Source organism: Stenotrophomonas maltophilia group sp. vghtpe118 (assembly GCF_052605195.1).
The window spans coordinates 3788513-3801774 of the sequence record NZ_CP199672.1 but is presented as its reverse complement, the minus strand read 5'-3'; the positions used below and the strand labels follow the sequence as shown (position 1 = coordinate 3801774).

Annotated in this window: 13 protein-coding genes and 1 pseudogene; 7 read left to right on the top strand and 7 right to left on the bottom strand. The window is 67.6% G+C overall.

Going from position 1 to position 13262, the window contains the following annotated elements:
* Positions 1-2: 2 nt before the first annotated feature.
* The 4 genes from ptsP to ACUDTM_RS17340 all read left to right on the top strand — a co-directional run bounded on the left by ptsP (position 3) and on the right by ACUDTM_RS17340 (position 4501).
* On the top strand, positions 3-1772 hold the full coding sequence (ptsP, locus tag ACUDTM_RS17355) for a phosphoenolpyruvate--protein phosphotransferase (RefSeq protein WP_227836595.1): 1770 nt from the start codon (positions 3-5) through the stop codon (positions 1770-1772).
* 126 nt (positions 1773-1898) lie between these two features.
* Positions 1899-3260: a magnesium transporter gene (gene mgtE, locus ACUDTM_RS17350; protein ID WP_049410631.1), complete on the top strand. Its 1362-nt coding sequence runs from the start codon at positions 1899-1901 to the stop codon at positions 3258-3260.
* Between the two features lie 105 nt (positions 3261-3365).
* On the top strand, positions 3366-3632 hold the full coding sequence (locus tag ACUDTM_RS17345) for a hypothetical protein (RefSeq protein WP_061479786.1): 267 nt from the start codon (positions 3366-3368) through the stop codon (positions 3630-3632).
* A gap of 71 nt (positions 3633-3703) precedes the next feature.
* Positions 3704-4501 (top strand): prolyl oligopeptidase family serine peptidase, encoded by a 798-nt coding sequence (locus ACUDTM_RS17340; protein WP_445391427.1) that lies wholly within the window; start codon positions 3704-3706, stop codon positions 4499-4501.
* A gap of 120 nt (positions 4502-4621) precedes the next feature.
* On the opposite strand, the gene ACUDTM_RS17335 is transcribed toward ACUDTM_RS17340, so the two are convergent.
* The 4 genes from ACUDTM_RS17335 to ACUDTM_RS17320 all read right to left on the bottom strand — a co-directional run bounded on the left by ACUDTM_RS17335 (position 4622) and on the right by ACUDTM_RS17320 (position 7279).
* Positions 4622-5113, bottom strand: coding sequence for an REP-associated tyrosine transposase (locus ACUDTM_RS17335; protein WP_072168198.1), 492 nt, complete (start codon positions 5111-5113; stop codon positions 4622-4624).
* 145 nt (positions 5114-5258) lie between these two features.
* Positions 5259-6209, bottom strand: coding sequence for an aspartate carbamoyltransferase catalytic subunit (locus ACUDTM_RS17330; RefSeq protein ID WP_072168199.1), 951 nt, complete (start codon positions 6207-6209; stop codon positions 5259-5261).
* A gap of 16 nt (positions 6210-6225) precedes the next feature.
* Positions 6226-6720 carry a Holliday junction resolvase RuvX gene (gene ruvX, locus ACUDTM_RS17325; protein ID WP_088497786.1) on the bottom strand — a complete coding sequence of 165 codons (495 nt, stop codon included), beginning with the start codon at positions 6718-6720 and terminating at the stop codon, positions 6226-6228.
* On the bottom strand, positions 6713-7279 hold the full coding sequence (locus ACUDTM_RS17320) for a YqgE/AlgH family protein (RefSeq protein ID WP_072168200.1): 567 nt from the start codon (positions 7277-7279) through the stop codon (positions 6713-6715). The genes ruvX and ACUDTM_RS17320 overlap by 8 nt, the downstream gene beginning before the upstream one ends.
* 91 nt (positions 7280-7370) lie before the next feature.
* On the opposite strand from ACUDTM_RS17320, the gene ACUDTM_RS17315 reads away from it, so the two are divergent.
* Both ACUDTM_RS17315 and ACUDTM_RS17310 read left to right on the top strand, forming a co-directional pair.
* A complete protein-coding gene (locus ACUDTM_RS17315; protein ID WP_088497787.1) occupies positions 7371-9164 on the top strand; it encodes a DUF4153 domain-containing protein in 1794 nt (597 codons plus the stop codon).
* On the top strand, positions 9161-9706 hold the full coding sequence (locus tag ACUDTM_RS17310; RefSeq protein WP_072168202.1) for a DNA-3-methyladenine glycosylase I: 546 nt from the start codon (positions 9161-9163) through the stop codon (positions 9704-9706). The genes ACUDTM_RS17315 and ACUDTM_RS17310 overlap by 4 nt, the downstream gene beginning before the upstream one ends.
* 82 nt (positions 9707-9788) lie before the next feature.
* On the opposite strand, the gene ACUDTM_RS17305 is transcribed toward ACUDTM_RS17310, so the two are convergent.
* On the bottom strand, positions 9789-10496 hold the full coding sequence (locus ACUDTM_RS17305; RefSeq protein WP_005415543.1) for a YitT family protein: 708 nt from the start codon (positions 10494-10496) through the stop codon (positions 9789-9791).
* A gap of 111 nt (positions 10497-10607) precedes the next feature.
* Positions 10608-10819, bottom strand: a pseudogene (locus ACUDTM_RS17300) (DUF4287 domain-containing protein).
* A 397-nt stretch (positions 10820-11216) separates the two neighbouring features.
* On the opposite strand from ACUDTM_RS17300, the gene ACUDTM_RS17295 reads away from it, so the two are divergent.
* Positions 11217-12116, top strand: a complete 900-nt coding sequence (locus tag ACUDTM_RS17295; RefSeq protein WP_088497788.1) for a LysR family transcriptional regulator — start codon at positions 11217-11219, stop codon at positions 12114-12116.
* Positions 12117-12163: 47 nt separating this feature from the next.
* On the opposite strand, the gene ACUDTM_RS17290 is transcribed toward ACUDTM_RS17295, so the two are convergent.
* Entirely contained in the window at positions 12164-13147 is a 984-nt protein-coding gene (locus ACUDTM_RS17290) for an aldo/keto reductase (RefSeq protein WP_049411038.1), read from the bottom strand.
* Positions 13148-13262: the final 115 nt, after the last annotated feature.

Sequence of the window (13262 nt, the reverse complement as noted above, 5' to 3'; positions counted from 1 at the left end):
GCGTGCCGCGCGCACGCGCCAGCCAGGTCCCTTCCGGCCAACGGCCGGTACAGCTGCTGGCCGGCCACGGCGCCGCGCGCGGAACGGCGATGGGCCGGGCACGCGTGCGGCTGCCGCATGCGCTGGAGGTGGCCGAGCAGCGCGTGGCCGCCCACCAGGTCGAGGCCGAACTGGCGCGCCTGCACCGGGCGCTGGATGCCGCGCGTACGGAAATGCACGAGCTGCGCCAGCGCCTGCATGGCGCCCTGAACCAGGAAGCGGGCGAGTTCCTCGACCTGCACGCGCTGCTGCTGGACGACCCCGAGCTGCTGCACGGCCTGGACGAGCTGATCCGCAGCGGACCGTACAGCGCCGGCTATGCCTTGCGCCTGCAGCGCGACCGCCTGGCCAAGGTCTTCGATGGCATGGACGATGCCTATCTGAAGAGCCGCATGGACGATCTCGACCATGTGATCGGGCGCATCCACGCCTTCCTGCAACCCGAACGGCCGTCGGCGGTGAAAGGCCTGGCCGGCGAGATCCTGGTCTGCGACAACATCGCGCCCTCCGAGCTGGCGCAGCTGCAGGCACAGGGCGTGGTCGGCATCGTCACGGCCGCCGGCAGCGCGCTGTCGCACAGCGCGATCCTGGCGCGCAGCCTGCACCTGCCCCTGATCGTCAACGTGCCGCAGCTGCTCAGCCGCATCGCCGATGGCGATGTGCTGATCATCGATGGCGCCGACGGCAGCATCACCGTCAACCCGCAGGCCGACAACCTGCGGGACTACCGCGTCCGGCTGAAGGAGCACGCGCGCGAGCAGCGCGAGCTCGGCCGCCTGCGCAGCAAGCCCAGTCGTACTCGCGACCAGGTCGACATTGCCCTGCTGGCCAATGCCGAATCACTGGAAGACGTGACCCAGGCACATGCACTGGGCGCGCAGGGGCTCGGCCTGTACCGCACCGAATTCCTGTTCCTGCAGCGCAATGAGCTGCCGGACGAAGAAGAGCAGTTCCAGACCTACCGCGATGCCGCGCTGGGCATGAGCGGGCGGCCGGTCACCATACGCACGCTGGACCTGGGCGCGGACAAGGCCGACCGTACCGGCCTGACCCTGAGCAACGAAGAGAACCCTGCACTCGGCCTGCGCGGAGTGCGCCTGTCGCTGGCACGGCCGAAGGTGGCCGACACCCAGCTGCGCGCGATCCTGCGCGCGTCTGCGTACGGCAAGCTGCGCGTGCTGGTGCCAATGGTCAGCACCCGCGAGGAGCTGCTGGCCGTGCGCCGGCGCATGCTCAAACTGACCGAACAGCTGCGCGGCGAAGGCCACATGGTGTCCGACCATGTACCGCTGGGCGCGATGATCGAAGTCCCCGCCGCTGCGCTGGCGCTGGAGAGCTTCATCGACCTGGTCGATTTCCTGTCGATCGGCACCAACGATCTGGTGCAGTACCTGCTGGCTGCCGACCGCAACAACGAGGCGCTGGGCGAGTTGTATTCACCGTTGCACCCGGCCGTGCTGCGGCTGCTGCAGATGGTGATCGAGACCGGCGCGCGTCACCGCGTCCCGGTGGCGGTCTGCGGCGAGATGGCCGGTGATGCCCGGATGACCCCGCTGCTGCTGGCGCTGGGCCTGAGCGAGTTCAGCCTGCACCCCGGTACGTTGCTGGAGGTACGCCGCGCGATACGCGACGCTGACCTGGGCGCACTGCGCGCCCGTGCACCGAAACTACTGGCCGCGCGCGACCGCCGCGCCATCGAACGCTGGCTGGCGCTGGTGGCGGAAACGGCCTGAGCGCCAAGGGTGGTGCCATCCGGCGGCTATGCGCTGAAACATCGCCTTGCGATAATGACGCGCTGAACACCCCTGTTGCCGCATCCTTGCCGGGATCGCGGCTTTTCTTATCCCGCGGGAGCTGCGATGGCTGAAGCTGTACGCCACGACAAGACTGCGCGCCAACTGCGGATGCTGTCCGATGCACTGGACAGCGGCCGGCTGGGCCCGGTACGTCGCCTGGTCAACACCCTGGCCCCGGCCGAGATCGGCAACCTGCTTGAATCGCTGCCGCCGGGCAAGCGCGAGGTGGTGTGGGGCCTGGTCGATCCTGAAGACGACGGCGAGGTGCTGGTCCACGTCGGCGAAGACGTGCGCGAAAGCCTGCTCGCGGACATGGACCCGGACGAGATCATCGCCGCGGTCGAAGACCTGGACATCGACGATCTGGCCGACCTGGTCGAAGACCTGCCGGATACGGTCATCGATGAAGTCCTCAAGTCGATGGACCGCGAGAACCGCGAGCGGCTGGAACAGGTGCTGTCCTATCCCGAGGACAGCGCCGGCCGCCTGATGAACCCGGACGTGGTGACCGTGCGCGCCGACGTCAACGTCGACGTGGTGCTGCGCTACCTGCGCCTGCGCGGCGAATTGCCGGACCACACCGACCACCTGTTCGTGGTCAGCCGGCGGCACCAGTATCTCGGCCGGGTGTCGCTGGCGGCACTGGTGACCCATGAGGACACCACCCCGATCAACCGCCTGATCGACGACGAGCAGCCGGCCATCGACGTCGGCGAGAGCGACCAGGAAGTGGCACGGCAGTTCTCCGACCATGACTGGATCTCCGCGCCGGTAGTGGACGAGAACAACATCCTCGTTGGCCGCATCACCATCGATGACGTGGTCGACATCATCCGCGGCCAGGCCGAGCACCAGGCGCTGGGCGCCGCCGGCCTGGACGAGGACGAGGACCTGTTCAGCCCGGTCTGGCGCGCCATGCGCCGCCGCCTGATGTGGCTGTCGATCAACCTGTGCACGGCCTTCCTGGCCTCCAGCGTGGTCGGCCACTTCGAGGGCACGATCGACAAGCTGGTGGCGCTGGCGGTGCTGATGCCGATCGTGGCCGGCCTGGGCGGCAATGCCGGCACCCAGGTGCTGGCGCTGATGGTGCGTGGCCTGGCGTTGGGCCAGGTGGGCGCCTCCAACGCGCGCACGCTGCTGTGGAAGGAAGTGCGGGTGGCCGCGCTCAACGGCCTGCTGCTCGGCTCGATCCTGGGGCTGATCGTGCTGGTCTGGTTCCACTCGCCCGGGCTGTCGGCGGTGATCGCCATCGCGCTGACCTGCAACCTGCTGTTCGCGGCACTGGCCGGCGTGCTGGTGCCGCTGACCCTGAAACGCTTCGGCTTCGACCCGGCGCTGGCCAGTGGCATCTTCCTGACTGCCGTGACCGACTCGATGGGCTTCTTCACCTTCCTCGGCCTGGCCACGCTGGTGCTGCTGCATTGATCCCTGCCGGGCCGGATCCCCGCAACGCGGAGCTCCGACCCACACCAAGACCCAGGGTCGGATCCCCGCAGCGCGGGGCTCTGACCCGATTCCAACTGGACCCTCATGGCAACAACGATCGAAAACTATTTCCAGCCCGGCTGGCGCGACCAGCAGCACACCTGCCCAGCCTGCGAATGGAAGGGCAGCTCGCGTGCCATGGAGATGGAGCTGGACGAGGACGCCACCGAGTACGACTGCCCGGTCTGCGAAAACCCGTTGCTGGTGGTGCTGCACCCGGACATGGCGCAGGTGCAGGCCGCCGCCGCCAGCGGCAATGCCGAAGCCCAGGAACAGCTGGATATCATCGCCAGCTTCCCGCGCCCGCAGTGATGCGGCCCATGATGCCGCGTTGACCTGCGGCGGACTAGGATGCGGCTGAACCCACCGCTCCGGGAACGTCGATGGTCCGTACGATGATGCGCTGGCTGCCGATGCTGGCGATCCTGATGATGGCCGGCTGCGCCTCGCACCCGGACAGCACACGTGGCCGCTTCGAATCGCGTGCGGTGAAAGTGGATGGCCGTACCGCCTATTACCAGGTGTTCATTCCGGCAGCCGCGGCGCGCACGCCTGGCGCACTGCCGGTGGTGCTGTTCCTGCATGGATCCGGCGAGCGTGGCGGCGACGGCGTCAAGCAGACCCATGCCGGGCTGGGGCCGCACCTGCGCAGGCACGCGGCCGACTTCCCCGCGTTGGCCGTATTCCCGCAGGTGCCGGGCCGCCAGGAATGGAGCGGGCGCAACAACCGCGTTGCGCTGGCCGCCCTGGACGCCACCATCGCCGAGTTCGGTGCCGATCCCTCGCGGCAGTACCTGACCGGGATGTCGATGGGCGGCTATGGCAGCTGGAACATCGCGCTGGATCAACCCGGGCGCTTCGCCGCGATCGTGCCAGTATGCGGCGCAGTGCTGGCGCCGCGCGCGGTGCGTCCGACCCTGTTCGTCGAAGAGGTGGCCCAGGAATCCAATCCTTATGCCGTGATCGCCAAGCGGCTTCGGCACACACCGATCTGGATCTTCCATGGTGCGCTGGATGACGTGGTGCCGCCGGATGACGACCGCCGGCTGCACGCCGCATTCCAGAACGCCAACGCGCGTGACGTGCGCTACACCGAGTACCCCGAAGGCAACCACAATGCCTGGGACGCCACCTACGCGGACCCGGCAATGTGGGCATGGCTGTTCGCGCAGAAGCGCTGAACCGCGGCTTCTGCTGGGAAACATCTGTTGGTGGATACCTACCGTTGGTCGGCTTGGGTATTGGTGGGTGCCGACCGTTGGTCGGCTTGGGTATTGGTGGGTGCCGACCGTTGGTCGGCACTATCTCTCCGCTTCGGGGTAATCCATTGCTTGGTAACTCCCATCAATCTCCCATCGGCACCAGGCATACGGATACTCTCCCACGCAGCTCGCCAAGTTCGCCCTGACCGGGTTGGCGACGATGTACATCGCATGGCGAAACAGTGATTCTTCAGAACGAATGGCGTGATCGTGATAGCTCGATTGCCAAAATGGTCCTGTCTTGCCCAGCATGCGGTTGATCCGCAATGCACTGCTCGATTTGAAGCGTTGCATGATGTAGTCCAGCGAGAACGCACGGATCTCCACAAGCCAATGGATGTGGTCCGGCATGACCACATAGGCAAGTGAGTGCGTCAGGCCATCATCATCAATGCGACGGAACACATCCATCACCTCCTGTGCCGCAGTGGCATCATCGAAGTAGCGTCGACGTTCCTGGGTGACGGTGGTCAGGATGTAGGATTGCCCGATCCGGGAATGGCGGCCAAGGCGTAGGCGTGCGCGGTTCATGGGCCCAAGCGTGCGCCTGCCGGTATCTCTCTTCTATCGGGCAACACGTCAATACAGGTAGGCCCGAAACCATTCAATGGCCAGGCCCGCACTTCACCGCACTGATGGTTCAGTGCCGACCAACGGTCGGCACCCACCAAAGTGGTCAGCCCAGCAAGGTTTCCAGTACGGCCATGCGCACGGCGACCCCGTTGGCGACCTGGCGCAGCACCCAAGATTGCGGGCCATCGGCGACGTCGTCGGTCACTTCCACGCCGCGGTTGATCGGGCCCGGGTGCAGTACCGCAGCGTCCTTGCCGGCACGCGCCAGGCGCGCGCGGGTCAGGCCATACTGCGCGTGGTACTGCTCCAGCGACGGCACCAGGCCTTCTTCCATGCGCTCGCGCTGCAGGCGCAGCATCATCAGCGCGTCGACGCCTTCCAGCATCGCGTCGAAATCATCGCCGACCACGCAACCCTTCAGGGTCTCGTCGTCCGGCAGCAGCGACTGCGGGCCGCACACGCGGATCTCGCCCACGCCCAGCGTGCGCAGCGCGTGCAGGTCGGTGCGCGCCACGCGCGAGTGCTTCACGTCGCCGACGATCACCACCTTCAGCTTCGAGAAATCCGGGCCCTTGGCCTGGCGCAGGGTCAGCATGTCCAGCAGGCCCTGGGTCGGGTGCGCGCTGCGGCCGTCGCCGGCGTTGATCAGTGCGGTGCCCTCGCCCGCCGCCTCGGCCAGCGCGGCCACGGCGCCGTCATCGGGGTGTCGCACCACGAAGCCGCGCACGCCCATCGCTTCCAGGTTGCGCAGCGTGTCGCAGGCGGTTTCGCCCTTGCGCGTGGACGAGGTCGAGGCATCGAAGTTCAGCACATCGGCCCCGAGGCGCTGCGCGGCCAGCTGGAACGAGCTGCGGGTGCGCGTGGACGGCTCGAAGAACAGCGTGCACACCGCCGAACCGGCCAGCACGTGGCGCTTGTTGCCGACACGGCCGACTGCGGCGTCGCGGATCTGCCCTGCCCGATCGAGCAGCTGCAGCAGGGTTTCGCGCGGCAGGCCCTCCAGGGTCAGCAGGTGGCGCAGGCGTCCGGAGGCATCGATTTGCTGGGCAGTCATGGCGGGAGTCGTGCAGTCAGGGAATGGGGGTGGCGTCGTCGGGGGACGACAGCCAGCGGTCGATGATCACCGCCGCGGCCACGGCGTCGAGGGCGGCCGCATCACGGCGACGCTTGCGCCCTTCGGCGCGCTCGACGGCGAAACGGCGGGCCGCCTCGACCGAGCTGGAACGCTCGTCGATCATCACCACCGGCAGCTTGAAGCGTTCCCGCAGCTGGCGGGCAAAGCCCTGCGCACGCTTGCGGTTGGGCTGGTCCTGGCCGTCCAGGGTCAGCGGGTCGCCGACCACCAGGCCGTCGGGCCTCCATTCCTTGAGCAGGCGTTCGATCGCGGTCCAGTCCGGGCCGTTGCCGTGCACATCGACCACGGCCACCGCGCGCGCATGGGCGGCGAAAGCACTGCCGATGGCCACGCCGATGCGTCGCGAGCCAACATCGAAACCCAGAACTGTGCCGTCACGGCGGATCGCCGGCGCAGCAGGAACCGGGGCGGGCGTGATGGGCTCAGACATGGCCGCTGTAGTCGGTCAGCCGGAACAGGTCCACGCCGATGCGCGAAGCCGCTCCCTGCCAGCGCTGCTCCAGCGGCAGCTGGAACACCAGCTCGGCATCGGCCGGCACGGTCAGCCAGCTGTTCTCGGACAGCTCGCTTTCCAGCTGCCCTGCGCCCCAGCCGGCACAGCCGAGGGTGACCACCGCATTGGCCGGGCCTTCGCCACGCGCCATCGCTTCGAGGATGTCGCGCGAGGTGGTCAGGTACAGGCCGTGGCCCACGGTCAGGCTGGAATCCCACGCGCGCGCGTCGTCATGGATGACGAAGCCGCGTTCGGGATGCACCGGACCGCCATTGAGCACCATGCGCGCCTGCAGCTCGCCATCACCGGTGGTGATGTCCATCTGCGCGAGCACTTCACCCAGCGTGTATTCGGAAGGCTGGTTGACCAGCACGCCCATCGCCCCGTTCTCGTCGTGCTGGCAGATCAGCGCGACGCTGCGGGCAAAGGTCGCGTCGAGCAGCGACGGCAGCGCGACGAGCAGGTGATCGGCAAGGGAGGTCGGCATTACAGGCATGGGCCCATTCTACCTGCTGGGGGCGGGATGGTCGCGCGATGGCGCCGAACCGCGATGGGCTAGGATGGTGCTTTGCCACGGAAGGTCATTGATGCCATCTTCATCGCCCCTGACCCTGCCGGCACGCAGCGCCATCGTCCTGATCGCCCTGCTGCAGGGCCTGATGCTGTACGCCGCGCAGGAGCTGTCCGATGCCTGGCCGTTCCGCGATATCGGCTGGCGCTACTGCTGGTACGCCTGGGTGCTGGCCATTCCCAGCGCGGTGGCGCTGAGCCTGGTCGAGCTGGGCCAGCGCCGCCTGTGGCTGCAGGCCGCGCTCGGCTCGGCGGTGGTGCTGGCGCTGGCCGCCTGGATCGGCTGGAACCTCAATGGCGAGACCGCACTGGAATCGGGCGCGCTGCAGTTTCCGTTGACCCTGGGCATGGGCGTGGCGGTGTTCGTGGCCCTGCCCTGGTGGCAGTTCCAGCTGCAGCATGGGCACTGGCGCGCCAGCTACCCCGAGTTGTTCGAGCGCGCCTGGCAGAACGGTTTGACCCTCGCTTTGGCGGCGCTGTTCACCGGGCTGACCTGGCTGCTGCTGTGGCTGTGGGCAGCGCTGTTCCAACTGCTGGACGTGAATGTCTTCCGCGACCTGTTCCGGCAGGACGCTTTCATCGCACTGGCCACCGGCAGCCTGGCCGGGTTCGGCGTGCTGATCGGGCGCACCCAGCACCGTGCGATCCAGATCACCCGCCAGGTGCTGTTCGCGATCTGCCGTGGGCTGCTGCCGCTGCTGTCGTTCATCGCCGTATTGTTCGTGCTGAGCCTGCCGCTTACCGGGCTGGAACCGCTGTGGAAGACCCGTTCGGCCGCCAGCCTGCTGGTGGTGGTGTCGCTGCTGCTGGTGACGTTCACCAATGCGGTCTACCAGCAGGGGGAAGACAGTGTCTCCTACCCTCTGGTGCTGCGCAGGCTGGTCGAAGCCAGCCTGCTGACGCTGCCGGTCTACGCCGCGCTGGCACTGTATGCATTGGGCCTGCGCGTGGCGCAGTACGGCTGGACCCTAGATCGCTTCTGGGCGGTACTCGTCGCATTGGCCACGGCCGGCTATGCCGTGGGCTACGCGCTGGCGGTGCTGCGCCGGCAGCGCCGCTGGCTGCAGATGCTGGAGCCGGTCAACCGCTGGATGTGCTGGGCGGTGCTGGCACTGGCCCTGCTGGGCAACTCGCCCCTGCTGGACCCGGTGCGGCTGACCCTGTCCAGCCAACTGGAGCGGCTGCGCGCGGACCCGCCGGCGATCACCAGCAGCGACGTCAACGTGCTGCGCTTCGATCTGGGGCGCCGTGGCGTGCAGGCGCTGCGCGAACTGCAGCGCGATCCGGCCATCACCGCTGATGCCAACGCGCCACAGGTGATCGCTGCAGCACTGGCACGCACCTCACGCTGGGACGACGGCCATCGCCTCGACAAGGGGCCGCAGGACGTCGCCGCGCTTCAGCGCGCGCTGAAGCTGGCCAAGGGATCCAGTTCGCCACCGGACGACTGGTGGAAAGCTCTGGCCACCCGATCGATCAATGGCGAATCCTGCGCCCAGAGCGAGCGCGACTGCCTGATCGTGCATCGCGACCTGGACGGCGATGGTACCGGCGAGGTGCTGCTGTGCGAGCTGAACACCCACCGTGGACCGGACTGCGTACTCTACGCACGTGGCAAGGATTCGCAGTGGCGCCGGGCCGGTGCGCTGTTCGGCACCGTCAGCGGCCAGGCCGAGACGATCAACCAGGCCCTGCGTGACGGCAGGCTCACGCTCATTCCACCGCGCTGGCCGATGCTGTCCATCGGCGGGCACCCTGCGGTGGCCATCGATCCCGAATCCGAATCCGATTCCAACGAGCCTTCCCCATGAGCGGCTACTGCCTCATCGCCCCGGGCCATCCGGTGCACGACTATTACCACGCCAACGAGTACGGCTTCCCGCAGCGTGACGAGCGCGAGCTGTTCGAGCGGCTGGTGCTGGAAATCAACCAGGCCGGCCTGAGCTGGGAAACGATCCTGAAGAAGCGCGAGGGCTTCCGCGCGGCCTACGACGGCTTCGATGTCGACCGCGTGGCCGCGTATGCCGAGCAGGACATCGAGCGCCTGCTGTCGGACGCGGGCATCATCCGCAACCGGCTGAAGGTGCTGGCGGCGATCCACAACGCGCAGGTGATCCAGCAGCTGCGGGCCAGCCATGGCAGCTTCGCGGCGTGGCTGGATGCACACCACCCGCGCAGCAAGGCCGACTGGGTGAAGCTGTTCAAGAAGACGTTCCGCTTCACCGGCGGCGAGATCACCGGCGAATTCCTGATGAGCCTGGGCTACCTGCCCGGTGCGCACGCCGAGGATTGCCCGGTGCATGCGCGGCTGCTGATGCTGTCGCCGCCGTGGTTGAAGGCCGCCGCCCGCTGATGGATATCCGCCGGGCATGGCCCGGCGCTGCCATGCATGGGTTCAGGTAGTGCCGGCCGCTGGCCGGCAACACCGTTGAACGTCACACGCCCATGTAGCGGCCGGGGCGGTGGTTGAACATCAGCACCAGGCTGAGCACCACCGCGCCGATGGCCGAGTACAGCACCTTCGATGGCGACAACACGAAGAACGCGGCCACCATCAGGCAGGCGTCGTAGGACATCTGCACCTTGCCCGCGCTCCAGCCACGGGTGCGCTGCAGGTACACCGCCAGGATGCCGATGCCACCAAGGCTTGCACGGTGGCGGATGAAGAACAGGATGCCCAGGCCGGACAACGCACCACCTACGATCGCCGAGTACAGCGGGTTGATGTGCGAGAAGTCGATCCAGCGCGGCAGCAGGTCGGTCAGCACGCCACAGGCGGTGACCGCAGCGAAGGTCTTCAGGGTGAATTCCCAGCCCATGCGCCGCAGCGCCACCCAGTAGAACGGCAGGTTGACCAGCACGAACACCAGGCCGAAGTTCCAGCCCATCGCGTAGTGCAGCAGGAAGGCCATGCCCGCCATGCCGCCGATCATCAGCCCGCCCTTGGCGAAGATGGCCAGGCCCAGCGAGGCCACCATCGTGGCCAGCACCATGCCCTGCACGTCCTCGGCGATCGAGTGACGCAGCGCTTTGTCGTCGGCGGTGGTGCCGGCGCTGTCGGGCGGCGGGGTCAGCGGACCGGCGGTGACCAGGTGGCCGTCAGCGTCGTCGCACGGCGCGGGGCCATGGGAGGGAAGGGACATGCGGGTGGGGGAACAGCAGGTGGGGAGCGGTATTAGACACGATCTGCATGACAGTTGCAGATGAAATCGTTCAGCTGAATGCGTCCTGCCCTGCCCTCCGCCGGCCGCTGGTTACCCCTTTCCGGCCAGGTGGTATGCCACCAGCGCGTTGGCGTGGCCATGGCCCAGGCCGTGCCGCTCTTCAGGAAGCTGACCAGTTCCATGTATTTCAGGCCCTTCTTCCCCGCCAGCAGCCCGAACCAGTGCGCCACCGGCTGCCCGTAGGTCTTCTCGATGAAGGGGAAGTACGAGGCCGGGCCTTTCGGCTTGGTGTCAGTGCTCATCTGCAGCTCCCGTTGAAGTCATTCATTCGACGAACCACAGTCCCTTAAATCGACATACCCACACGTTTGACCCGGTGCCGACCAACGGTCGGCACCCACCAAGGCAGAATGCCGTTCCAACAGCTCGCGGGAAACTGTCGAAGGCGGGCTGGCTCAGGTTGCGGGGGCGTGAGCGCCATGGGCCCGAGGCATGCCTCGGGCGGGTTGGGCAGGACGCCCAACCCCGGTCTTGCCGTGTGCGCAGGACAGCGCACACGAGCAAGCGCGACCGAGCCACACGGACGGCGTCCCCCTCAGCCGGACCCACCACGCCATCCCACGGAATGTACGCATTTGACGTTGACGTTGCCTTGGCTCGAAGCAGGTGCCGGGCGCAGCCCGGCCGTATCATTCCCGCATGCCCCGCGAAAATCTCAACGACCTGCAGGCCTTCGTCCACGTTGCCCGCGAGGGCAGCTTCACCAAGGCTGCCGCCCAGCTGGGCGTGTCCCAGTCCGCGCTCAGCCATGCCATGCGCGGACTGGAGCAGCGCCTGGGCGTGCGCCTGCTGACCCGCACCACCCGCAGCGTCTCGACCACCGAAGCCGGTGCCCGCCTGCTCGATACCCTGGCCCCGCGCCTGGCCGAGATCGAGGACGGGCTGGCCGCGCTGGCCGAGTACCGTGAACGCCCGGCCGGCACCATCCGTATCAATGCCACCGGCCACGCTGCCGAGTACATCGCCTGGCCCAGGCTGGCGCCGCTGCTGCAGCAGTATCCGGATTTGAAGGTGGAACTGGCGGCCGACTACGGGTTGGCCGACATCGTGGCCGAGCGCTACGACATCGGCATCCGCTTGGGCGAGCGGCTGGCGCGCGACATGATCGCCGTACCGATCAGCCCGCCGCTGCGCATGCGCGTGGTCGGGGCGCCCAGCTACTTCCGCCAGCACGCGGTGCCGCGGCATCCGGACGACCTGGCCGGGCACAACTGCGTGACCCTGCGGCTGCCCACGCATGGTGGGCTGATGCCGTGGGATTTCGGCCAGGACGGCAATGAACTGAGCGTGCGCGTGAGCGGCCAGTGGACGTTCAACACCATGGGCATGACCCGCACCGCTGCGCTGGCAGGCAGCGGATTGGCCTGGCTGCCGGAAGACCAGGTGCAGCCGATGCTGGACGATGGCCGGCTGCAATCAGTGCTGGACGACTGGTGCCCGCACTTCGATGGCTACTACGCGTACTACCCTTCGCGCCGCCACGTGACCGTGGCGATGCGGACGGTGCTTGATGCGCTGCGCGGGCCGATGGCTGGATGAGGTGTGCGGACCAACGGTCCGCACCCACCTCGGTCCGCACCCGGTGATCAGCCCTTGGCCTGTGCCGCACGCTGCGGGTTGTAACGCTCGCCAACGATCGACACTTCGTCCAGCGCCTGCGCGATGCGTTGCAGTTCTTCCGGTGCCAGCTGCAGGTCGGCCGCGCCCAGGTTCTCTTCCAGGCGATGAACCTTGGTGGTGCCCGGAATCGGCACGATCCACGGTGCCTGCGCGAGCAGCCAGGCCAGTGCGACCTGCGCAGGCGTCGCACCGCGCGCTGCCGCAATCGTGCTGATGCGATCCACCAGCGCCTGGTTGGCGCGGCGCGCCTCCACTTCGAAACGCGGCACGCTGTTACGGAAGTCGTTGGCGTCGAAGGTGGTATCGGCGTTGATCGCACCGGTCAGGAAGCCGCGGCCCAGCGGGCTGAACGGCACGAAGCCGATGCCCAGCTCCTGCAGGGTCGGCAGCAGCTCACGCTCCGGTTCGCGCCACCACAGCGAGTACTCGCTCTGCACGGCGGTGACCGGCTGCACCGCATGCGCGCGACGCACGGTGGCAGCGCTCGCCTCGGACAGGCCGAAGTGGCCGACCTTGCCCTCGGCGATCAGGTCGCGCACGGTGCCGGCCACATCCTCGATCGGCACGTTCGGGTCGACGCGGTGCTGGTAGAACAGATCGATATGGTCGGTACGCAGGCGCTTGAGGCTGGCTTCGGCCACGGCACGGATGTTCTCCGGGCGGCTGTCCAGGCCGGCATCGGTGCGCGCGTCCTTGAAACCAAACTTGGTGGCGATCACCAGCCTGTCGCGGTAGGGCGCCAAGGCCTGGCCGAGCAGGTCTTCGTTGGTGTACGGGCCGTACACCTCGGCGGTGTCGAAGAAGGTCACGCCGCGCTCGACGGCAGCGTGCAGCAGGGCGATGCCCTGGCTCGGTTCGACCGGCTGGCCGTAGGCATGGGTCAGGCCCATGCAACCCAGGCCCAGAGCGGAAACCTTCAGGCCGCTGCGGCCGAGTTCACGTGTCTGCATCGTCGTACTCCAGAGGGGGAGTGCTGACGATACGCCTGCGGTGGCGATGGATTGAGCCGGCTGGACCGCAGTCGGTCATGACTGGAATTCATCAATCCGGTCATGACCGTTGCCG